Annotated in this window: 18 protein-coding genes; 8 read left to right on the top strand and 10 right to left on the bottom strand. The window is 61.0% G+C overall.

Annotation, left to right across the window (positions count from 1 at the left end):
- Positions 1-280 precede the first annotated feature (280 nt).
- Together IF103_RS11685 and hisN are read right to left on the bottom strand one after the other, a co-directional pair.
- Complete coding sequence (locus tag IF103_RS11685) at positions 281-1012, bottom strand: hypothetical protein (protein ID WP_027906992.1); 732 nt, start codon at positions 1010-1012, stop codon at positions 281-283.
- Positions 1013-1395: 383 nt separating this feature from the next.
- Positions 1396-2187, bottom strand: coding sequence for a histidinol-phosphatase (gene hisN, locus IF103_RS11680; protein WP_186599136.1), 792 nt, complete (start codon positions 2185-2187; stop codon positions 1396-1398).
- 178 nt (positions 2188-2365) lie between these two features.
- Here hisN and IF103_RS11675 point away from each other — a divergent pair, with 178 nt between their 5' ends.
- The 3 genes from IF103_RS11675 (at position 2366) to IF103_RS11665 (ending at position 7090) form a co-directional block, all read left to right on the top strand.
- A complete protein-coding gene (locus tag IF103_RS11675; protein WP_104881800.1) occupies positions 2366-3721 on the top strand; it encodes a delta-60 repeat domain-containing protein in 1356 nt (451 codons plus the stop codon).
- Between the two features lie 180 nt (positions 3722-3901).
- Positions 3902-4792, top strand: coding sequence for a universal stress protein (locus IF103_RS11670; protein ID WP_023380492.1), 891 nt, complete (start codon positions 3902-3904; stop codon positions 4790-4792).
- Between the two features lie 156 nt (positions 4793-4948).
- A complete protein-coding gene (locus IF103_RS11665; RefSeq protein ID WP_023380491.1) occupies positions 4949-7090 on the top strand; it encodes a TonB-dependent siderophore receptor in 2142 nt (713 codons plus the stop codon).
- 87 nt (positions 7091-7177) lie between these two features.
- Here IF103_RS11665 and IF103_RS11660 read toward each other — a convergent pair whose 3' ends face one another.
- The 4 genes from IF103_RS11660 to ptrR all read right to left on the bottom strand — a co-directional run bounded on the left by IF103_RS11660 (position 7178) and on the right by ptrR (position 10101).
- Positions 7178-7699 (bottom strand): acyloxyacyl hydrolase, encoded by a 522-nt coding sequence (locus tag IF103_RS11660; RefSeq protein WP_023380490.1) that lies wholly within the window; start codon positions 7697-7699, stop codon positions 7178-7180.
- Between the two features lie 197 nt (positions 7700-7896).
- Positions 7897-8643 (bottom strand): phytanoyl-CoA dioxygenase family protein, encoded by a 747-nt coding sequence (locus tag IF103_RS11655; RefSeq protein ID WP_202676163.1) that lies wholly within the window; start codon positions 8641-8643, stop codon positions 7897-7899.
- Between the two features lie 70 nt (positions 8644-8713).
- Positions 8714-9157 carry a hypothetical protein gene (locus tag IF103_RS11650; protein ID WP_023380488.1) on the bottom strand — a complete coding sequence of 148 codons (444 nt, stop codon included), beginning with the start codon at positions 9155-9157 and terminating at the stop codon, positions 8714-8716.
- Between the two features lie 77 nt (positions 9158-9234).
- Complete coding sequence (ptrR, locus tag IF103_RS11645; RefSeq protein WP_023380487.1) at positions 9235-10101, bottom strand: putrescine utilization regulator PtrR; 867 nt, start codon at positions 10099-10101, stop codon at positions 9235-9237.
- A 105-nt stretch (positions 10102-10206) separates the two neighbouring features.
- Between ptrR and IF103_RS11640 the strand changes: the two genes are divergently transcribed.
- Complete coding sequence (locus IF103_RS11640; RefSeq protein WP_023380486.1) at positions 10207-11592, top strand: aldehyde dehydrogenase family protein; 1386 nt, start codon at positions 10207-10209, stop codon at positions 11590-11592.
- Between the two features lie 35 nt (positions 11593-11627).
- Here the strand turns inward: IF103_RS11640 and IF103_RS11635 are convergent, their stop codons facing one another.
- Both IF103_RS11635 and IF103_RS11630 read right to left on the bottom strand, forming a co-directional pair.
- Positions 11628-13541 (bottom strand): P-loop NTPase family protein, encoded by a 1914-nt coding sequence (locus IF103_RS11635; protein WP_104883958.1) that lies wholly within the window; start codon positions 13539-13541, stop codon positions 11628-11630.
- A gap of 88 nt (positions 13542-13629) precedes the next feature.
- Complete coding sequence (locus IF103_RS11630; RefSeq protein WP_027907570.1) at positions 13630-14529, bottom strand: helix-turn-helix domain-containing protein; 900 nt, start codon at positions 14527-14529, stop codon at positions 13630-13632.
- Positions 14530-14679: 150 nt separating this feature from the next.
- Here IF103_RS11630 and IF103_RS11625 point away from each other — a divergent pair, with 150 nt between their 5' ends.
- From IF103_RS11625 to IF103_RS11615, 3 genes are all read left to right on the top strand, one after another.
- On the top strand, positions 14680-16038 hold the full coding sequence (locus IF103_RS11625) for a glutamine synthetase family protein (protein WP_023380483.1): 1359 nt from the start codon (positions 14680-14682) through the stop codon (positions 16036-16038).
- A 116-nt stretch (positions 16039-16154) separates the two neighbouring features.
- The gene (locus tag IF103_RS11620) at positions 16155-17243 is read left to right on the top strand and encodes a polyamine ABC transporter substrate-binding protein (RefSeq protein ID WP_027907571.1); all 1089 of its coding nucleotides are present in this window, start codon (positions 16155-16157) and stop codon (positions 17241-17243) included.
- Positions 17244-17256: 13 nt separating this feature from the next.
- A complete protein-coding gene (locus IF103_RS11615; RefSeq protein ID WP_104883959.1) occupies positions 17257-18552 on the top strand; it encodes an NAD(P)/FAD-dependent oxidoreductase in 1296 nt (431 codons plus the stop codon).
- Between the two features lie 335 nt (positions 18553-18887).
- Here IF103_RS11615 and IF103_RS11610 read toward each other — a convergent pair whose 3' ends face one another.
- Positions 18888-20264 (bottom strand): L-serine ammonia-lyase, encoded by a 1377-nt coding sequence (locus IF103_RS11610; protein ID WP_202676132.1) that lies wholly within the window; start codon positions 20262-20264, stop codon positions 18888-18890.
- A gap of 146 nt (positions 20265-20410) precedes the next feature.
- On the opposite strand from IF103_RS11610, the gene IF103_RS11605 reads away from it, so the two are divergent.
- Positions 20411-21355: a LysR substrate-binding domain-containing protein gene (locus IF103_RS11605; RefSeq protein WP_202676131.1), complete on the top strand. Its 945-nt coding sequence runs from the start codon at positions 20411-20413 to the stop codon at positions 21353-21355.
- Positions 21356-21405: 50 nt separating this feature from the next.
- Here the strand turns inward: IF103_RS11605 and IF103_RS11600 are convergent, their stop codons facing one another.
- On the bottom strand, positions 21406-22824 hold the full coding sequence (locus tag IF103_RS11600) for an undecaprenyl-phosphate glucose phosphotransferase (RefSeq protein ID WP_104883961.1): 1419 nt from the start codon (positions 22822-22824) through the stop codon (positions 21406-21408).
- Positions 22825-22969: the final 145 nt, after the last annotated feature.

Here is a 22969-nt window from a genome sequence, read left to right as displayed (position 1 = left end):
GTTCTGGTCGCCGCGTCCTACTGGCCTGGGGCCTGTGGTTGCGGTCGTTCACGATCATTCTATCGGGCCTGAGGCGCGTCCACTGGGGCAGACGACGTTCGGCGGATCGCCACACACTAAGCAAAAAGGCGGGTGAGTGGCAATCTGAGGCCCGGATTGGGCGTGCGGATAGCGAACGGCTGGAGGGAGAGCTTGGTGCGATTATCGAACATTCTGGTTGGCGTTGACGTCCGGATCGCTGGCAAGGCAATGACTACAGGGTCAGTGCAGACGTTGGGGCTCATTGCACGGGGAGGAAGTTCATCAGCAGCAGGCTCTGGGCGTAGTTGAGGCCGATGCGTCGGTATCGTTCGTCGAGCAGTTCAGCCAGCAGGTCCAGCCTCGCGACGATCTTGCCGAACTCGACGGCGAAACTCAGGTTGCTGCCCTCTTCCGAGATCTCGTTGGAGAACAGCAGCAATACACCATTGGCATCTTGTCGTTGGCTGAGCATCCAGGTGGCTTTTTCGATGTTGCGGGCGGCGTTGTTGATGAACAAGGGGTCGATGGTGTCGGTCATGTAAAACGCCGTGCGCCCACCGTGTGCGGTGATGAGCATGCTGCCGATGGCATAGATGAAAGCCCCGACGCGATCACCGCGAAATTCCGGGCTCAGGGCATAGCTCAAGGCGGCCAGATCACGCCTGTTGCCCAGTTGGGCCAGGGGTTGGCGCTGCTCGATCGCGTGGCGTATCTGCCGTTCGGCGGTGGCGGCGTCGAGGTAGCCGGACAATTTCACCTGGTTGGGGTTACGCAGGTAGAGCTTGTTCATCAGCAGGTACAGGCTTTGAAGGTTGTCGCGCATGGACAGCGTGGCCAAGCGGTCGACGCTGGTCTGGAACAGCTCGCTGGGTTTGCCGTCTCCGAGCTGGCTGACGATATCGCGGCCCTGTTGCTGGGTGCAGGCGCCGAGCGACATCAAGGTTCCTGCCAGCAGCAGTCGTCTTAGGAATTGGGTTTTGCGTACAACCATTGGCACCGGGTCGAAGTCGGCGGCCACGCAGGGGATCGGCGGGGCCTGGCCAAGCATAGAACCCAGAAACGAGAAAAAGTGCGATACGCGGCTTCACGAAACCGGAGCGAGGGAACCCCGGAGCGAAGCGTAGGGGCCGGATGATAGGAGCCAGACTTTTTTGGTTACTTTTTGGGGCGTCTGCCAAAAAGTGACCCGCTGTAAGAGCGGAAAGGTGATTGAGCGTCGCCTTGGCAAATGGATATGCTCATAAACCCAAACACCAAAGCGTCAAACCTAAAACCGAATACGTAGCACAAACACTCACAGCACTATAAAGCAACACCAGCTCAGAGCCCAGATCACCGCACGGATTGAATATCGAAGTTTCCGCTCATTTATATTTACATCGCGTACCGCAACATCTCCAGCACCTGTGCATGCAACTTAGGATCACCACATGCAACCACACACCCACCATGCTGCGCAGAACTTCCATCCCACGCCGTAATCACCCCACCCGCCCCTTCGATGATCGGCATCAGCGCCTGCACGTCATAAGGCTGCAGACTCGCCTCGACAATCACATCGACAAACCCCGAAGCCAACATGCAGTATGCATAGCAATCGCCGCCATAACGCATCAACCGCGCCTTGCCAGCAACGGCTTCGAAGGCCGCCTTGCGTGCGGGTGTGTCGAACATATCCGGCGTGGTGCACATCAAAGTGGCAGACGCCAAGTCAGAACAGGCCCGAGTTTTAAGCAGCGTCTTGTTACCCCAGGCCCCCTCAGGCGTACCCACGAACCGCTCGCCGGTAAAAGGTTGGTTCATCACACCCACCACCGGACGCGATCCATCGTTCAACGCGATCAAGGTACCCCACAGCGGCAAGCCGGTGATGAACGCGCGAGTGCCGTCAATCGGGTCCAGAACCCAGTGCAACGGGCTGCTGCCCAGCGCCGTGCCAAGCTCCTCACCGAGAATGCCATGCTCAGGGTAACGAGCTTGAATAAGTTCGCGCATCGCATCCTCAGCCGCTTTGTCGGCCACGGTCACCGGATCGTACAAGCGCCCTCCCTTGTCCTCGACATCCAGGCTGGCGCGAAAGTACGGCTTGATCGCCAAGGCAGCTGCGTCAGCCAACTGCTCGGCAAAGGCACGGAATTCGCCAATCTGTTCAACGCTCAGGGACATGGGATAGGCCTCGTGGAAATGATGGGGCTCGCATCATACCTGACATAGCGCTTGGCGGTGGAGCGAGCATCCGCGAAGTGTCCGACTGCATTCCCGACCCACCTGTTATTTCTAACAGTTGTTGGACAAGAGCCAATCGCTCAACGTGAGCGTGTCTTGAAACAGGAGAATCGTGAGCATGAACACCAATGAAGGTGCGGGCTACCTCGACAAATCGTATGGCAATCAGGGAGAAGCAAGCGTACCGCCCCTGCCCCCCAAGAACCCAGATAGAGAAACGCTTCAAGTTTACCCATACACCAGCGCTGACGATGGCAGCATGGTCTTTTACGGCTACGACACTGATGATGTCACAACGAGAGAAAAAGGTGTATTTACCCGCCTTGGTGCTGACGGCCAATGGGATGAAGCAACCGGCCATGTTGAAGTTTCCAAAAAGCAGAGTTCGCCACTTCCCTACGAGGTTTTCAACTTCAATGCAATGACCTTTGCAAAATACAAAAATGAAGAACGCTACCTGACAGCCTCGACTGTGATTTACGCCGGCGACACGGACAAAGCTGTCGTACATGTAGCAGTGGGAGCCTACGATAGAACATTCTCTCCGGTTGCCGGATTTGGTGATGATGGCATCGCCCTTCCATCTCCGCCCTTCAAAAAAGAAAACACGTTACTGCCCGAGGCCCTTGTTAAAACCCTCGGGTATAACGAATTTCAAAAGGCCGTTGACTATAGATACAAGCCAAAACTTGCACTTATCGATGACCGCATCATCACCGTTTTCCCTGGCTCGGTGGCAACGTGGGAGGCGCAGGATGACGACCTCTGGTGTGCGCTGCTGGATGCTGCAACAGGAGCACCAGTGCCCGGCCTGGGCGAGGATGGGAAGTCCAGTCAGTTGAAACTGCCAAGAATCAATGGGCAAGCGCTGGTTCCCTACCATGTGGCATTCATGGCCGACGGTGGTTTCGTTGTGGTTGGGCAAGCCGATGGGGCCATCCACCTTCAGCGTTATCAACCGAACGCTCTGCCAGATACGTCCTTTGGAGTACAAGGGTCCATCAAAATACCGGACAGTGGCAACGCCAACCGAGCAGGCCTTGCCATCCACAAAGACGTGATAGTGGCTAGCGTTTCCGTTTGGCCAAGCATCACGACCAGCACGCACTTGCACGGCTACACCGTGCAGGGCGAACCAATTGCCCAGTTCACCCGTGAAGTCAGGGGGGACCTTGAAGGTGGGCAAGTTTTCGACCATCTGCAATTCGACACGCAAGGAAGGTTGCTGCTGGCCGGAACTCGAACCTATCGAAGTGGTGACGATCCAGAGGCACAATCCAGCCTTCACGTAGCAAGACTCAACGTCGATGGAACAGTCGATAATGACTTCGGAAAAAACGGCTTTTCGGAACTTAACGTTTATCATGCAGCCGCCAATGGCATCCACGTCGACGAGAGCGGAGTTCGTATACTGACATTGATGCCAATCACCATAGGCGCGTTCTACGAGAAGGTGGCGAAGTTTCAAGTCTGAATAAAGTTAGTGCACCTCCGCTACGGGGGACGGCACCACGTCAAAACGGCCCGCCCCCGACACGACCGAATCAAAGCCATCGTTGCGCACGAGGTCTAGACTGAACGAACAAGCACGGCATCAACGACCAGAAAACTACACAGGCATGAACCGGGGGGCTGCCACACGTGGAGGTGTGAGATGAGCCAGTTCAAGCGTTTGTTCGTCATGCTCGGCCCACAAATGCGCCACACGCCCGCCCTGCAGCGCGCCGCCGCGCTGGCAGAATCCAGCGGTGCGCTGTTGGATATCAATGTCTTCGTCGACGACGTCGACACCTTTGGTCTGATGAGCGATGGCCGCGAACGTGAGCGCCTGCTCAGCGACAACCGGCAATGGCTGGCCGACGAAGCTGAACAACTGACCAACTCAGGCCTGGATGTCTCCACCGAGTTACTGCTGACCCGCGACCCACTGGCCAGCGCCCTCGAACAAGTCGAGCGCCTTGGTTGCGACCTGCTGATCAAGGACGTGCAACACGAACCCGTGCTCAAGCGCCTGCTGGTGACGCCGCTGGACTGGCAACTGCTCAAGGACAGTCCGGTGGCCGTGCACCTGGTCAGCGATATCCGCCTACCCCTGCCGCGGCAGGTCGCCGCGGCGGTCGACCTCAACAGCCATGGCGCCGGCGAGCACCTCGACGAGCAGGTCATCCGCAGTGCCCACGCCCTGGCGCTGCAATGCAATGCCGAGCTGCACCTGCTGCATGTGTGCGATGCGACCAAGACCCACATTGCTGACTTCGGCGCAGGCACCGTGACCATGCCAGGCTTCGATGGCAGCGTGCGCACCGCGCAACGCGCAGCATTCAACCGCTTGGGTGACCACCACGAAATCCCCCTCGAACGCCGGCATTTTCTGGAAGGCCCGGCGATTCGCGCCATCGCTGAGTTCGTCAACCACAGCCGGGCGGACGTGATCGTCATGGGCAGCCACCGGCACGACGCCATGCAAACGTTCCTGGGCGGCACCACGGCGCACGTGCTGGAACATCCGTTGTGCAACGTGCTCGCGATCAAGGCCACCCGCTGAGCTGACCGTCCACCGCAGCACGCACCCGTGCTGCGGTGGACTAGGACCTGGCACGCGCGCTCCACTTAAAAAGAATGCATTTGATAATGATTCGTAGTAATTTGCGACACTTATCCCCCTTAACCTCCAGCGCCCCTCTCCAGGATCGTACCGTCGATGCGTCGCACGTTCGTTTCGCTTTGTGTGCTTCATGCTGTCTCTGCGCAGGCTTGGGCTGAGCCCGACCCCCAGAGTGAACCCGTCCAGATCGAGCTTCAGGCTCTGAGCATTACCAGTTCCGCCGACAGTGAGCGCGCGGACGGCCCGGTCACCGGCTACAAGGCCACCCGCTCGGCCAGCGCCACCCGTACCGACACTGCCCTGCACGAAACCCCACAATCGGTCAGCGTGGTGCCCAAGGATGTGCTGACGGACACCGGCGCCACCCGCCTGCAGGACGGCCTGGACTATGCCGGTGGTGTCGGCCGTGCCAACAACTTCGGCGGTCAGGGCCTGACCACCTTCACCGTGCGTGGCTTCACGACCGGCGAGTTCTACCGCAACGGTTTCCCGATCAACCGCGGCTACCCGAACGCCCCCGATGCCAACACCGTCGAGCGTCTGGAAGTGATCCGGGGCCCGGCGACCAGCCTGTATGGCCGTGGCGATCCTGGCGGCACCTTCAATGTGGTCAGCAAGCAGCCGCTGCCGGAGTCGCACGTCACCCTGGGTAGCCAGCTCGATGACCAGGGCATGCAGCGGGCAACCTTGGATGCCACTGGCCCGTTGACCCAGGACGGCAACCTCGCCTACCGGCTCAACGTGCTCGGCGAAGGCGGCGACAGCTTCCGCGACAATGTCGAAAGCGAACGCTACAGCGTCGCACCCGTGCTCAGCTGGCAGGTCAACGACGCGACCAAGATCGTCTTCGAAGGCGACTTCATGCGTAACAACCACCCGCTGGACCGTGGCCTGACCCGCCTGCCCAACCAGCTTGGGTCGGCCTCGCGTGACACCAACGTGTGGGGCAAAGGCAGCGACAACATGCTGCACAACGACAACAACATGGCACAGCTGCGCTTCGAGCATGCGCTCAACGAGGACTGGACCCTGGGCGGCGGCACGCAGTGGCTGGACGGCTCGCTCAAGGGCAATGCCATCGAAGCCAACGGTCTGCAGGCCGACGGTCGTACCTTGGGACGCAACTTCAACTACCGCCACCTGGAGTGGCGAGACCGCGATTACCAACTCAACCTGACCGGGCACTTCGACACCGCTGGTTTCAGCCATACCTTGCTGACCGGCATCGAGTACGAAGACTACGATTACAACTCGATCATCCTGCGCTCGGCCGGTGGCAAAACCGACTATCCGATCGACCTGTTCGACCCGGTCTACGACCAGTCCCGCCCTGCCCTGACCCGCACCACGACCCATGACAAGGAAAACCTCAAGACCTGGGCGTTCTTCATCCAGGACCAGGTTGCCCTGACCGAGCGCCTGAAAGCCCTGGCCGGCGTGCGCTTCGAGCGCTTCGAGCATGACTACGTCAACAAGCTCAACAAGGCAGGCGATTTCGACAAGGGTGAGAATGGCGTCACGCCTCGTTTCGGCCTGCTGTACGACCTGACCGATACCGTCGCGGTGTATGCCAACACTGCCCGCTCGTTCAAGCCCAACAGCGGTGCCCCTGCAGGCGGCTCAGGCCGTGGTTTCGACCCCGAGAAAGGCAAGTCGTACGAACTGGGCGTGAAATGGGAAGCGCTCGATCGTCAGCTGAGCGTCGACGCGGCGATCTACCACATCGTCAAGGAAAACGTCCTGGCCAACGACCCGAACGACCCCACCGGCACCTACAAGATTGCAGCCGGCGAAGTGCGTAGCCGTGGCCTGGACATCAACATCGCGGGCAACATCACCCCTGAGTGGCGAGTGATTGGCGGCTATGCGTATGTGGATGCCGAGGTGACCAAGGACACCAGCCTGCCCACTGGTACACGGCTGGCGAATATTCCGCGCAACAGCTTCAGCCTGTTGAACACCTATGAGTTCCAAGATGGACTGGCCAAGGGGCTGGGGCTTGGGGTTGGGGTGAAGTACGTGGACGACCGTCAAGGCCAGACCGCCGCCACGACCTACACCATGGAGCAGTACACCGTGGTCGATCTGCTCAGCTTCTATCAGGTCAATGAACACGTGCGCTTGAACCTGGACCTGAAGAATGTCTTCGACAAAGGCTACGACGAAGGCGCGTTCAACAACTACGTCTACCCAGGCGAACCGCGCACAGTGCAGGCCGGGGTTTCGTACACCTTCTGAAGTGTGATCGTCGGATCGGGCATCCAGCGCCTACTTTTGTAGGCGCCGGCTTGCCGGCGACGAGGCCGCAAGGCGACCCCAGGAACCTCAGAAGCCCTTGCTGTAGAACAGCGAGTACGACTCGATCCCATCGTTTGGCTGCTTGAGGCCGGCGTTGGAGTAATGCATGGCACGAATGCCGACTTTCTGCTCACCCGGCAGCTTCAGACCGAAGCCAATACGGTCCTCGAAGTTGACGGCCGACCCCAGGCGCTGATCGCCGACGTCGGTCTTGGAAAACGCAGCCAGGCCAATACCCGCTTCGATGTAGGGGGTATAGGTGAAACCGCTGAACTCGTAGGTGAACACCGGGCTGAACGACAGCGAGTGGGCACCACTTGCCTCACCGCCTTCCCAATAGGTGTAGGCTGCATCCCAGTAGCCGCTCAGGTAGCCGGTGCTGCTCTCCAACCACTTCTTGTCCCAATCGAACGACAGGCCGATACGGTAGGTCATGTCGCCTTGGCCAGTGGCCCCAACGGCGCCGGACACCTGTGCAGCCTGGGCCAGGTTGGCACCGGCGAGGGCCAGCACAGCGGCGGCCAGCGAAGCGGCGAGACGGGTTTTCATCAATGACTTCTCCTGATGGTCAACACAAGCAGGCCGCTGCCAAGACGGGGCCTGCTAGGCACACGGGGGCTTGAACCCCTCACTTATGGCGGTGGCCGGTGCATCCAACCGGTCACACGAGGTAATACTTTTTTGATTATTGTCCAGTTAATCAAAAAGTTGAAAGGCTTTTGCCACTATTGGCTAATAGCCACGACTTAGTCGTACTCCGCCTCATCATGCTCGCCCAGCAAACGTCGCTGCCTGGGCGTGGCATGCTCCAGCACCTCCGGGTTGAAGCGCCAGGCCAGGTACGGCGAGAATTTCTGCGCCACCATGCGCCGCCCGTAATGCACCTGCAGCATGTCGCGATCGTGCGATTCACTGAGGTTGGCGCCGCCGCTGTGCCAAAGGTCGCTGCGAAACACCAAGGCATCGCCCGCCTTGCACAATACTGGCTCGGCCTCTCTGCCCTGCCATTGGCGTTCGCCTTCCCGTGGCGTGCGGCCCGCGCGATGGCTACCCGGCACCACCCATGTAGGCCCGAGGGACTGGTCGACATCGGTGAGGTACAACTGCGCCGTGAGGATCTGTATTGGTTGCGTGAAATCGCCGTGTTCGCGAAGCCAGGCTGGTAGCGCCATGGGCAGATGGTCCAGATGCAGCGCCATGCCCGGATAACCCGGATGGCTGCGCCATGCCGTCTGACCGATCACGTGGCAGTCGTGACCAAGCACGGCTTCAGCCAAGCTGATAAGCGGCGGCAGATCAAGAAACGGTAACCACAGCGGGTTACGATTGAAGACGCATTTGTAGTGCTCCAGCAGCCCCTGGTAGTCCCAGTGGATGGGTTGCAAGTCGTCGATGGCACAGCGCACCAAGGCCACCCGCAAGGGGTCGAGCACATTGGGGATCAGCACGTAGCCCTGCTCGTCCAGCGACTTGAGCTGGCGCTCCAGGTTCATGGCCAGGTTCATGGCGATACGCTCCTGAGCGGCAGGAGCACATCTGTACTCCTGCGCAGACGTTAACGATTCAACGCCAGTTCAGGTCCACCCGTGCAGGGGTCTTGCCAGTGACCACCACAGGTTGCTGCAACGTCTGGCCCTGGGCATTGGCGACGACTTTGTATTGCCCTGGCGGCAGTTGAACGAATAGCAGTGGCCCGACGTCACTCAAGCTCAGCACGGATTGGCCCTGGGCGCTTTGGATATCGACCTGGGCGCCGGTCTGGAACTTCCCTTCCGACCCAGTGGACAGGGTGACATGCAAGTCATAGCCCGGCGTCTTGCGCAAGGCATTGGCTTCATCCTGGCCGATACCGCCCTGCAGGTAACGGATGCCATTTTGCTCCTGGGGTTGCAGTTGCACCGCCTGCATGTCGATGGGTGCATTGAGGTCGGCGGTGGCCGCCAGCGTCCACGGCAAGGCGAGCGTCAGCAACAGCAAAGCGCCCAGTGCATAGTGATGATTGCGCATGATTCGACCCTCCACATGGGAACGGCTTACCTAGCATTTGACGCCGCGGCCATGCCCGAGTTCGTGCCTGCGCAGGGTCAGCCGACGCGGCGCTCTTCGAGCAATTTCACGAACATGCTCAGGCTGCGCGAGACCGTCCCTCGCCGCCATACCAGCCAGGTCTTGAGGTAACGGAAATCTTCCGACATCGGCCAAGCGCTGACCGTGCTGCACCCTGGCATGTTGTCGAGCATGCTGCGCGGCAGCATGGCCAGGCCCGCGCCCGCGCTCACGCATGCCAGCATGCCGTGGTACGACTCCATCTCATGGATCTTGCCTGGTACCGCCTGGTCCTGGACGAACCAGTTCTCGAAATGGTGGCGGTATGAGCAATTGGCGCGAAACGCATAGATGCTTGCGCCGTTGACATCCTGGGCGCGGGTTACCGGGGTATGGTTAAGGGGCGAAATGATCACCATCTCCTCCTCGAACACCGGAATGCCTTCCAGTGTCGGGTGCAACACCGGGCCATCGACGAACGCGGCCACCAAGCGCCCGGACAACACGCCCTCGAGCATGGTCCCGGAAGGGCCGGTGGAAAGGTCCAGATCCACTTTCGGGTAACGCTGGTTGTAGGCTGCCAACAACGCCGGAATACGTACCGCCGCGGTGCTTTCCAGCGAACCCAGGGCGAAAGTGCCCTGGGGATCCTCCCCGGCCACGGTAAGCCGCGCCTCATGGACCAGGTCGAGAATGCGCCGGGTGTACTCAAGAAAGTTCCAGCCTGCCGGAGACAAGCGCAAGCGGCTCTTCTCGCGGATGAACAATTCAACGCCCAGGTCTTCTTCCAACTGCTTGATGCGGGTGGTCAGGTTCGACGGCACCCGATGAATGTGTTGGGCGGCAGCGCTGATGCTGCCTTGCTCGGCCACCGCCTTGAAGATCTCCAGTTGCACCAGATCCAAAGTCATTCTCCAAACGTGAATGTTTCGCTCATTATTATTCAGTTTTCAATAAAGTCCTACACCACTAGTCTGGGCTGACTGATAAACAACAACGAGCGTACATCCATGAGCCAGATCAGCAGCCTGACCCACGCCATCTCCGTCGACCCCTTCAGCGGCGAGCAGATCGGCCACTACCCTTTCGATACCGACGCCGCACTGGAAGCGGCGCTGCAGCGTGCCAAGGCGGGTTACAGCCAATGGCGCCAGGTGTCCCTGGGTCAGCGCAGCGAGTACCTGCTGGCCCTGGCCAACACGCTGCAAGCCAAGGCTGAAACCTTCGCCCAGATGATCAGCCGCGAGATAGGCAAACCGATCGCCCAGGCCCGTGGCGAAGTGAGCAAGTGCGTTGGTCTGTGCCAGTGGTATGCCGAACACGGCCCGGCGATGCTGGCGCCGGAGCCGACCCAAGTCGAAAAAGCCCGTATCGAATACCGCCCGCTTGGCCCGATCCTGGCCGTGATGCCGTGGAACTTCCCGATCTGGCAAGTATTGCGAGGCGCGGTCCCTGCATTGCTGGCCGGCAACACCTACGTGCTCAAGCACGCGCCGAACGTCATGGGCAGCGCCTATCTGCTGGCCGAGTTGTTCAAGGATGCAGGTTTGCCTGAAGGTGTGTTCGAGGTGCTGAACGTCACCCCCGACGGCGTCACTCGGGCTATCAACGACCCGCGCATTGCGGCCGTCACCCTCACCGGAAGCGTGCGCGCCGGCATGGCCATCGGCGCACAAGCCGGTGCTGCATTGAAGAAGTGCGTGCTGGAACTTGGCGGCTCCGACCCGTTCATCGTGTTGGCGGACGCGGATCTGGATGCCGCGGTCAAGGCTGCTGTGATCGGTCGTTACCAGAACACTGGCCAAGTTTGCGCTGCCGCCAAGCGCTTGATCGTCGAAGCGAGCATCGCCGAAGCATTCACCCGCAAGTTCGTCGAGGCGACCCGCCAGCTGAAAGTCGGCAACCCGCTGGAAGATGACACCTACATTGGCCCGATGGCCCGCTACGACCTGCGTGACGAGCTTGATGGCCAGGTCCAGGCGACCCTCGCCGAAGGCGCGACCCTGCTGCTCGGTGGCCACAAGGTCGAAGGCGTGGGCAACTTCTACGAACCGACAGTGTTTGGCAACGTCACCCCTGACATGACCGCGTTCAAGCAGGAGCTGTTCGGACCGGTGGCGGCGATCATCACCGCACGCGACGCCGACCACGCGGTGGAGCTGGCCAACGACAGCGAGTTTGGTTTGGCTTCGACCATCTACACCGCCGATTACGCTTTGGCCGAGCGCATGACTGCCGCACTGGAAACGGGTGGCGTGTTCATCAATGGCTACTGCGCCTCCGACCCCCGCGTGGCCTTCGGTGGCGTGAAGAAGAGCGGCTTTGGCCGTGAACTTTCGCACTTTGGTGTGCGGGAGTTCACCAACGCCCAGACCGTTTGGCTGGATCGGAACTGACCGATCAATGGGGCCGCTTTGCGGCCCCATTACCCTCAACCCCGCGCCTGGTCCTTGACCCAGTCCAGCATCCCACCCGGCACGATCAACTCATGCCGCGCCCGTGAACACGCGGTATAAAGCCCGGCCAGCGTCCGCGCCCGCTCATTGCGGCCTCCTCCAGTGCTCGGCGCCACCATCAATTCCGGCGATACCATCACCCTGGCGAACTCCATGTTCTTCACATCCCGCACCCGCCCCAGGAACAGCTTCGGCGCCTTGTCCCAGCGGTAACGGCTCTTGGCCTTGGCGAAATGCTCCGGGGTATAGCCTTTGCGCAGCATGTTGGCCACCGCGATGAAGGCCTTGTCGTCGCCTTTGTCCTGCTCCAACGCTTGCCAGCTGGCATAGCGGAACAACATCGGGTGGCGTGGCCGGGTTCCGTACCGGTACAGCTCGATGCAGTCCTCGACGAACAGCTCGAAATCCTTGCGTGCACTTTGCAGCAGGACGAACGGCACCCCTTGGTGCGTCAGTCGCTGGAACCAGCCGAATAGCCCCCACTCGTCATCGACGATCAACGCCGTCGGCTGCTCGGGAACCGTCACGGCATCGAAGAAGCTGACGCGCGTATAGTGCTCGGCGCTGCCACTGAAGGCTGCCTGGATCGACGCCGGGTGGGCCTGGATCAGCGGGTTGAGCACCGCGTCCATGGCCGGCCCGGCGCGCAGCGAATGATCGATGTAACGCTGGCGGATGAAACCGCCATGGTGCGGGCTCAGGCCGTTGAGATTCTGTAGTTCGTCGCCCAGGGCGATGACCGACTGCGGGCTGCGGTCGAGCACGGCCAGCATGGGCGCCGACAGTTCATGGGCCTCATCGACGATGACATGGGTGTAGCGGGCGTCGATCACCTCGAAGGTCAGCGACAACAGCTTCACACGGTGGTAGTCACGCACCGGCAACTGGATCTCACGGGCCGAGGGGCGAACCAGTTCTTGCCAGTACAGGCGCGCTTTATCCAGCAGCACCTCTTGGTCCAAGGGTGTGATACCCGGGCCGGCCCAGGGCAGATGGTGCAGCTGCAACTGGTCGTCCCCGCTGTGGCAGAACGCACGCACGGCCTTGATGCACAGCGCCACCACATCGCGGGCTGCCAGTGGGCCGATGTCCGGGATACCCAGCCATTTCACCACCTGCGCCTCCTGCGGGCGCCACGACAGTTTGGTCCGGTACGGATCACGCAAACGCCAGCCATTGCTGGTCAGGTCGCGGTTGAGTATTTCGTCGGCCAGTTGGCCGAATGTCATCGCGGTGTACGCCTGGGCATCCTTGACCCTGGCCTGCAGCGCCCTGAGCTGACCTTCCGTCAGCGCCAGCAACAATGTACGAGAAGGGTCGAGCAAGCGGGCGAACTGGTGAATCAGAAAGGTCTTGCCAGTGCCTGCGAAGCCCTGCACCGCCACCGACTCGTCGGCACATGACAGGAACTCGCGCAGCAGGCGGTTCTGCTGGTCGCTCAGCATCAGGTCACTGGCCAGCGACGGCAAGTACACGGGGTGCAAGGGCGTGGCGCGCTGCCGGTAGATATCGGCGAACTGAAAGCTCCACTGACCGTCGTCGTCGAGCAACTCCTGAGTGTCATACTGGACCTCGGCCGACAGCAGACCGATACCGTTCTCGCCCAGCATTCCCAAGCCCATGGCGAATGCCTCGCGGTCGTAGCGTTGCGCGACCTGCGCCTGGAACTGACCAGGCGCAGCTGCTTCCACGTCGTTGGCGATACGCACCATCTCCGCCAGTCGGCGCTCCTGGGCTTCGACCGATGGAGTGCCTGACTGGCGCGGCAGGTTCTGCACGAACAGCACGGCGGCAGCCTCCAGCAGGCTGGCGGACAGAAAGAAGTCGCCGGCGGCAGGCTCACGGGCAAGACGGTCAGCTCGATCGCTGGACAAAGGCAGGTAGAACATCGACACCTCGAGGCAGAACAGCCGGGCACGATAACAATTTTCGCCCACAAATGCTGGGCTCAGTGCCGAACCTGCGCAAACGACCGGCTCAGGCCCTGACGCGCTTGAGCGTTTCGCTCGGCAGCTCCCTGAACAACTGTCGGTAACTTTCCGAAAACCGCCCCAGGTGCCAGAACGACCAGCGCATGGCGACTTCCGCCACGGTCACCTCGCCGCCGCGCAGCAAGTCACGGCGTGCGCCGTTGAGCCGCCGCAACCGCAACCACTGTGCAGGCGCCAGGCCCGTGAAGGCCTTGAACGCCTGTTGCAGCTGTCGCAGCGACACACCCGCCACCTCAGCCAGTTGCATCAGGTTCAGGGTTTCTTCCGGGCAGTCCGCCGCCCATTCGCTGACCCTGTGCATGATCGCCCGCTCCTCGCCACGCCGTCCCAAGGCCCCTCCCTGCAGTCGCTGGCAGGCGTTGTCGAGAATGAACAGGCAGTCCTCCAGCAGTTGCTCGGCCAAAGCCTGCCCCTCCAGCGGACAGTCGGCACGGCCAAGGCGTGTCAGGGTGGCGCTCAGCCAACTGCCGAACAACGCGTTCTGGCCACTGCCCAACGGCACCATGAACAACCCCTCCAGACGCTGCGGGTCGAGGCCGTGGCTGGAAAGGAAACGCTGGTCGAACACCACCGCGACTTCCTGGTAGTTCTCCGGGGTGATCCAGATGTTGCGGCTTTGCTCGTTGAGCAGGTAAAGGCTGTCTTCGCTGCGGTCAAAGCAAAACGCCAGCGACCCGCTCGGCGCCGTGAAGAATTGCTCCACGCGGGTATTCAGGCGCTCTTCGTAAACCTCCACGCCATCGAGTCCGAGGCACCGCAATTGGCCATTGAACAGCCCCGGCGACATCTGCCGGTACTGCTGCTGCCAGCCTGGGGTGGCCCGGACTTGCTCGGTTACATCGCTGGTGGTGAAGGCCTGGACCTGCAAGGCATTGGGCGTTGTCACACGCTGTCCCTTTGCACTCTTTTGGTGCATTTATTGACGAAGAAAGTGGATAGATCGCTGCGCGCTGCTGCGGCCAAGATAGCCCTCAGCGCGTCACCTGGGAAGCCACCGGCCCCCACCGCGCCACAAAAACCCAATCAAGAGGTCTGTATGAACGCCCCCTTCGATCAGCTGTCCACTTGGCTGAAAGAACACCGGATCACCGAAGTCGAATGCGTGATCAGCGACCTGACCGGCATCGCCCGCGGCAAGATCGCCCCGACCGCCAAGTTTCTTCACGAGCGCGGCATGCGCCTGCCAGAGAGCGTTTTGCTGCAGACAGTCACTGGCGACTACGTCGACGATGACATCTACTACAACCTGCTCGATGCCGCCGACATCGACATGGTCTGTCGCCCAGACCCGACGGCGGTCTACCAGATCCCTTGGGCCATCGAACCCACCGCGATCGTCATCCACGACACCTTCGACAAACACGGCAACCCCATCGAGCTGTCGCCGCGCAACGTGCTCAAGAAGGTGCTGAAGCTGTATGCCGACAAAGGCTGGCAGCCGATTGTCGCGCCCGAGATGGAGTTCTACCTGACCCAGCGTTGCGAAGACCCGGACTTGCCGCTGCAAGTGCCGCTGGGCCGCTCGGGCCGTGCCGAAAGCGGCCGCCAGTCGTTCTCCATCGACGCCGCCAACGAGTTCGACCCGCTGTTCGAAGACGTTTACGACTGGTGCGAGATCCAGGGGCTGGACCTGGACACACTGATCCACGAAGACGGCCCGGCGCAGATGGAGATCAACTTCCGCCACGGCGATGCCCTGGACCTGGCCGACCAGATCACGGTGTTCAAACGCACCATGCGTGAGGCTGCGCTCAAGCATAACGTGGCGGCCACTTTCATGGCCAAGCCCATCACCGATGAGCCAGGCAGCGCGATGCACCTGCACCAGAGCGTGGTCGACATCGCCACCGGCAAACCGGTGTTCGCCAACGACGATGGCAGCATGAGCGAATTGTTCCTGCACCACATTGGCGGCCTGCAGAAGTACATCCCCAAGCTGCTGCCGATGTTCGCTCCGAACGTCAACTCGTTCCGCCGCTTCCTGCCCGACACTTCGGCACCGGTGAACGTCGAGTGGGGCGAGGAAAACCGTACCGCCGGCCTGCGTGTGCCGACCTCCAGCCCCGAGGCCATGCGTGTGGAGAACCGCTTGCCGGGCGCAGACGCCAACCCCTACCTGGCGATCGCCGCGAGCCTGCTGTGCGGTTACCTGGGCATGGTCGAGAAAATCTCGCCGAGCGCACCGGTGCAGGGCCGCGCCTACGAGCGACGCAACCTGCGCCTGCCGATCACCATCGAAGACGCCCTGCAGCACATGGAAGACTGTGAAACCGTGCAGCAATACCTGGGCAAACAGTTCGTCCAGGGCTATGTGGCGGTCAAACGTGCCGAGCACGAGAACTTCAAGCGTGTGATCAGCTCCTGGGAGCGCGAGTTCCTGCTGCTCAGCGTTTGATTCCCCGGGGCGCCCAGCGCCCCAACCGCCTTGCAAGCGCCCGACGAACCGGGGCGCTGGGCCGCCTTGCGGCCCCCTACACCCAACTCAAAGAAAAAGACCAACGAGGTGTCGACATGCGTCATTTGCAGTCCCTGATCCCCGCAGCATTCACCCTGGTGTTCGCAGCGGCCGCCCAGGCCCAGCCCACCGTGAGCGTGTACAACTGGACCGACTACATCGGCGACACCACGCTGGCAGACTTCCAGGCCAGCAGCGGAATCAAGGTGGTCTATGACGTCTTCGACTCCAACGAGACCCTCGAAGGCAAGCTGCTGGCTGGCCGCACCGGCTACGACGTGGTGGTGCCCTCGAACCACTTCCTCGCCCGGCAGGCCAAGGCCGGCGCCTTTTTGCCACTGGACCGCAGCAAGTTACCGAATTTCAAGCACTTGGACCCCAAATTGCTGAAACAACTTGAACAAAACGATCCGGGCAACCAGTACGCGGTGCCGTATCTGTGGGGCACCAACGGCATTGGCTACAACGTCGACAAGGTCAAGGCCGCGCTTGGCATCGACAAGATCGACTCCTGGGCTGTGCTGTTCGAGCCCGAGAACCTCAAGAAACTCAAGCAATGTGGGGTGGCATTCATGGACTCGCCGGACGAACTGTTCCCGGCCGTGCTCAACTACCTGGGTATGGATCCGCGCAGCGAAAACCCGAAAGACTATGAAAAAGCCGAGGCCCGCTTGCTGGAACTGCGCCCCTCCATCACCTACTTCCATTCCTCCAAATACGTGTCCGACCTGGCCAACGGCGATGTCTGCGTAGCCTTTGGTTATTCCGGCGATGTGTTCCAGGCCGCCAACCGGGCCATCGAGGCCAAGAACGGCGTGAAAATCGCCTATAGCATCCCCAAGGAAGGCAGCAACCTGTGGTTCGACCTGCTGGCCATTCCCAAGGATGCCAACAATCCGGAACAGGCCTTGGCCTTCATCAACTATCTGCTTGACCCACAGGTGATCGCCAAGGTCAGCGCCACGGTTGGCTACGCCAACGCCAACCCCGATGCCAAGGCCTACATGGACGAATCGTTGGTCAACAACCCCGAGATCTATCCGCCTCAGGAGGTACTCGACAAGCTGTATGTGTCGAGCACGCCGAGCCCGAAGATCATGCGTGTCATGACCCGCTCCTGGAGCAAGATCAAGTCCAACCGCTGAGCGAGTTCGCGCCATGCCTCTGAATACCCAACACACTGCGTCCTACTATGCCGCCACGGCGCGTAGCACTGCACCTTACCCCAGCCTCGATACCGAACTGACAGCCGATGTGTGCGTGGTCGGCGGTGGCCTGACCGGGGTCAATACCGCACTGGAACTGGCCGAACGTGGCCTCTCGGTGGTCTTGCTGGAAGCCCGGCGCATCGGCTGGGGCGCCAGCGGGCGCAATGGCGGTCAGTTGATTCGCGGTATCGGCCACGATGTCAGCGGGTTCGCCCGCTATGTGGGCCAGGAAGGCGTGCGTTACCTGAAGCACGCCGGCATCGATTCGGTGGCCCTGGTCGCCCGCCGTATCGAACAATATGCCATCGCCTGCGACTTGCGCTGGGGCTTCTGCGAACTGGCCAACACACCTGCCCAGTTCGCGGCCTTCCAGGATGAACAAGCTGAACTGGCAGCGCTTGGCTATCGCCACGAAACCCGCCTGGTGGGCCCCGAACACCTGCATGAGGTGGTCGCCAGCGACCAGTACGCCGGCGGACTGGTGGATATGGGTTCCGGCCACCTGCACCCACTGGACCTGGTCCAGGGCGAAGCGCGGGCCGCCCTGGCCCTGGGCGTACGGATCTTCGAGCAGAGCCCAGTGCTGCGCATCGAACATGGCACCACGGTGACCTTGCACACCGCGCGCGGCAAAGTGCGCGCGCAAAGCCTGGTATTGGGTTGCAACGCTCACCTGGACGACTTGGAGCCGCGCCTGAGCGGCAAGGTACTGCCCGCTGGCAGCTATGTGGTGGCGACAGAACCGCTGCCCGACTCGCTTGCCAGCACGCTGATCCCTCAGAACATGGCGCTGTGCGACCAGAAAGTCGGCCTGGATTACTACCGCCTTACCGCCGACCGCCGCCTGCTGTTCGGCGGCGCGTGCCACTACTCGGGGCGCGATCCAAAGGACATTGCGGCCTACATGCGGCCGAAGGTCCTCAAGGTGTTTCCCCAGTTGGCAGACGTACGCATCGATTACCAGTGGGGCGGCATGATCGGCATCACCGCCAACCGATTCCCTCAGGTCGGGCGCTTGAGCCAGCATCCGAACGTGTACTACGCACAGGGTTACTCCGGCCACGGCCTGAACGTGACCCACTGGACTGCGAAGCTGCTCGCGGAGTCGATTGCGGTTGGGCAAAGCCAGGGGCTGGATGTATTCAGCGCCGTTCCGCATCTGACCTTCCCGGGTGGCAAGGCGCTGCGTTCACCGCTGCTGGCATTGGGGATGCTGTGGTACCGCTTGAGGGAGGTACTCGGTTAAGAAGGCCGCTTCACCCTGGGGGAGCGAGCCTCGCCCGCGATGCTCTTTTTGTTCGCCGATATGGGGCTGGCGTGGGATCGAGCGCTGCTTACGCGACGCATCGCGAACAAGGCTCGCTCCTTCGGTTGTTCCACGCCGATCAAGGCAAAAGCGGGTTTACCCGCGAAGAACTCGACGCGGTGCAGCCTCTCCGACTTATCAGCAATACATTCAATGCTTTAAGCACCAGATCTGAGATATGACTTTAAGTAGATACTTTTCCGATAATTTACTCAAAGTATCGACTGTAACCTATTGTCTTACATGCCATTTTACAATCATATTTCAGCGCGTCTTCAGCATTCCACGAACGCCACCGCCAAACCACCTCGCGAGGTTTCCTTGTAATTGGCATGCATGTCTGCCCCCGTGTCGCGCATGGTGCGGATTACGCGGTCAAGGGAAATGAAATGCTCGCCATCGCCGCGCAGGGCCATCTGCACGGCATTGATTGCCTTCACCGCAGCAATGGCATTGCGCTCGATGCAAGGCACCTGTACCAGACCACCGACCGGATCGCAGGTCAGGCCCAGGTTGTGCTCCAAGGCAATCTCCGCAGCGTTCTCCAGTTGCGCGGGAGTGGCGCCGAGCACCTCGGCCAGACCGGCGGCAGCCATCGAGCAGGCCGAACCCACCTCCCCCTGGCACCCCACCTCGGCACCCGAGATCGACGCGTTCTTCTTGCACAGGATGCCAACCGCAGCGGCCGCCAGCAGAAATGCCACCACATCGTCATCGCAGGCGTCGGGGTTGAACTTCATGTAGTAGTGCAGCACCGCCGGAATGATCCCTGCCGCACCGTTGGTGGGTGCAGTGACCATACGACCACCGGCAGCGTTTTCTTCATTCACCGCCAGGGCGAACAAGTTCACCCACTCCATTGCACTCAGGGTCGAGCCGATGACATTGGGCTTGCCCAGCTCCTGCAGGCTGCGGTGCAGGCGTGCGGCGCGGCGCTTGACGTTTAGCCCGCCCGGCAGGATGCCTTCGTTGCGCAGCCCATTGGTGACACACTCGCGCATGGCCGACCAGATACCCAACAGGCCCTGGCGCACGTCCTCCTCGCAACGCCAGGCGCGCTCGTTGGCCATCATCAACTGGCTGACACTCAGGCCGTGGGCCTTGCACAAGGCCAACAGTTGGTCGGCGCTGGAGAACTCGTAGGGCAAGGTAACGCGATGCGCGTCGTCGCGCGGTGCGTCGATTTCGCCCTGCTCGACGATGAAGCCACCGCCAATCGAGTAGTAGGTCTGGCTGAACAGCAGCCCTTGTTCACCCTGTGCCTCCAAGGTCATGGCATTGGGGTGGTACGGCAGGCTTTCGTCCAGCAACAGCATGTCGCGGTCATAGTCGAACGCAAGCGGGTGGCTGCCATCGAGCATCAGACATCGCTCTTGCATCAGTTGCCCGATTCGCGGCTCGATGGTTGCCGGGTCGATGCGGTCCGGCCACTGACCCATCAGGCCGAGCAGGCACGCGCGGTCTGTAGCATGACCCACGCCGGTGGCCGACAGCGAGCCGTAAAGACGCACCTGCACCCGACGAATCCGCCCCAGCAACCCCTGCTCACGCAGGGCCAGGGCAAAGGTTGCCGCCGCGCGCATCGGGCCCACTGTGTGAGAGCTGGACGGGCCGATGCCGATTTTGAATAGGTCGAAAACACTGATAGTCATGCTAATGCCTGACCGTGCCAGCCACGTACGCCGCTGCACGGACCTCCCGAAAAATTGAACGGTGATACGAAGTTGCGCGATACTGCCGCGCATACTTTCGGATGACCAACGAAACTTTCTAAGCAAGGCTTTAGCGTAACTAAACGATGAGACGACAACTCAATGGCCAGATGTTCGTCTGGCTGCATGTGTTCTCCTGTGCGGCCCGACACCTGTCTTTCACCCGCTGCGCCCAGGAACTGCACATCACCCCCGGCGCCGTCAGCCAGCAGATGCGCCAGCTCGAAGAGCGCCTGGGTTACCAGCTGTTCCTGCGCCGGGCGCGGGGCGTGGAACTGAGTGCCGAGGGCCAGCGCCTGGCCCAGACCGTGGCCGAAGCCTATGGCAGCATCGAGGCCGAGTTGCTGCGCCTGGATGCCGGGGAGATTCGTGGCACCTTGCGCGTGCGTTCGATTCCTTCCTTCCTGGCTAAATGGCTCACCCCTCGCCTGCCACGCTTCCAACAGCGCTACCCGGATATCGAACTGCGCCTGGTGGCCGAGGACAGTGCCCAGGCATTGCACCCGGATGATTTCGATCTGGCCATCGACCTGAACGACGGCAGCTATCCCGGCATGCTGTCGACGCCATTGCTGGACGAGCAGATCTTCCCGGTCTGTTCGCCCGCGCTGTTAAGGGGGCGCCCACCGTTGCACGGGCCAGCGGACTTGGTGCACTACCCCTTGCTGCACGACATCACGGCCTGGCGCGGCAGTTCCGAGTATGCCGAGTGGGAGTTCTACCTGGACGGCATTGGTGCCCGTGGACTGGATGTACGCCGCGGCCATACCTTCAACCGCAACCACCTGACCATCGAAGCCGCCATTGCCGGCATTGGCGTCGCCATCGCCCGGCGCACACTGCTCAACGACGAACTCGAACGAGGCGCGCTGATCGTGCCGTTCGGTGTACCGATCGCCAACCACAAACGCTATGTCCTGCACTACGCGCCTGGCGGTTTGAGCCAGCCAGGGGCGCGTGCGGTGCATGACTGGCTGGTCGAAGAAGCCGAAGGGTTTCGGGCGTTACACCCTCTGCACGCTCAGGACTGAAGCAATGCTCAGCGGAAGCTTCAAGCTGCGACTGGGCAGCCCTGATGGCTTCAATAGGCGTGCTTGCCCGTAAAGGCATTGAGCGTTCGCACCAGAATCACGAAGTCCAACCACAACGACCAGTTGTTGATGTACTCGATATCGGAGTCCACGCGCTGGATCATCTGTTCGATGTCTTTGGTTTCCCCACGGAAGCCGCGCACCTGGGCCAAACCGGTCATACCCGGTTTGATATTGTGGCGCGCGAAGTAATCCACGATGTCCTGGGAATACAGCGAATCATGTTGCAGGGCATGGGGACGCGGCCCCACCAGCGACATTTCACCTGTCAGCACATTGAACAGTTGCGGCAGTTCATCCAGGCTGGTGCGGCGGATGAATGCGCCTACCCGGGTCAGCCGTGGGTCGTTCTTTTGCGCCTGTTTGACCACGCCAGCTTCCGGCTGGTGGACGTGCATGCTGCGGAACTTCCAGATGCGGAACGATTCGCCGGTCCAGCCGGTGCGTTCCTGGCGGAAGAACACCGGCCCCGGGCTGTCCAGCTTGATGGCAGCGGCAATCGCCAACAGAACCGGTGATGCACACAGCACGATCAGCGCGGCAAGCACCCTGTCCTCCAGGTTCTTGAGGAACAGGCTCATCCCCGTCAACGGCGTCTCGGACAAGGTCAACACGGGAATACCGGCAATTTCACGCACACTGTGGTTGATCAGGCGCAGCGAGAAAATGTCAGGCACCCAGTTGACGGCGATGCACCTGTCGAGCAGCTTGAGGTAAACCTCGCTGATGACCTCCGATCCGCCCAAGGGGGTGACCAGGTAGACCGTGCGCACCGCATGGCGCGTGACGATTTCATCGAGGTCACCCACATGCCCGAGCACCGGCAAGCGCTGCTTGCCGTCAACGCCGTCCTTGCCATTGTCCTGCCCCGCCTCCATCAGCACACAGCCCACTACCCGCTCGCCAAGCCAAGGGTTGTTGCTGATCTTCTGATGCAGGAAGTTGGCCAGCTCCCCTGTGCCGATGATCAGGGCATTGTCCAGCCCGTGGGTCATGAAGCGCTTTTGTACCTCGCACACGGCGATGTGCAGGAATAGTTGGGCGAAGTAACCGATCACGAACAGCTTGCCCACCAGTAAGCGCGAGTAGGTCTCGCTTTGCTTGGTGAGAAACGCCATGACCACGAGAAAGCAGAACGTGACCGACCAAGCCTTGAACAGCCTGAAGGCCTTGATGCTGAGCTTGGCATTGCTGCGGTAGATCGCATAGTGGTCGTAGACCACCGCCAGCGCGCCGATCAGCAACAGCAGCATGATGACGTAGTCGGAAGTGATGTAGCCGAACTGGGTGTAGATCAAGTACCAGGCGATACCGGTGACGGCGATTCCATCGAGGCCAGCTTGAATGGCGTTGCTGACGCTGCTTCTGCGCTGGAGTAAGGAGCGACTGCTTCTGGGTTCGAAAACCATTCTCCGACCTCATCTATGTGAGCGTAGCAAACGTCTTTGCATCCGATTCAACGGGCGCAACAGCCGCTTTCAGTGCCTGAAAGCCCGACGCCCAATGAAAGCCCCACCCCAGCCCGCCAACGAGGCGGTTGTAATCAACTGTAGC

The sequence above is a fragment of the Pseudomonas sp. SK2 genome, from assembly GCF_016772395.1.
GTDB classification, from domain to species: Bacteria; Pseudomonadota; Gammaproteobacteria; order Pseudomonadales; family Pseudomonadaceae; genus Aquipseudomonas; species Aquipseudomonas taiwanensis.
Note: the sequence above shows the minus strand (reverse complement) of the source record. Positions and strands in the feature narration are given on the sequence as shown.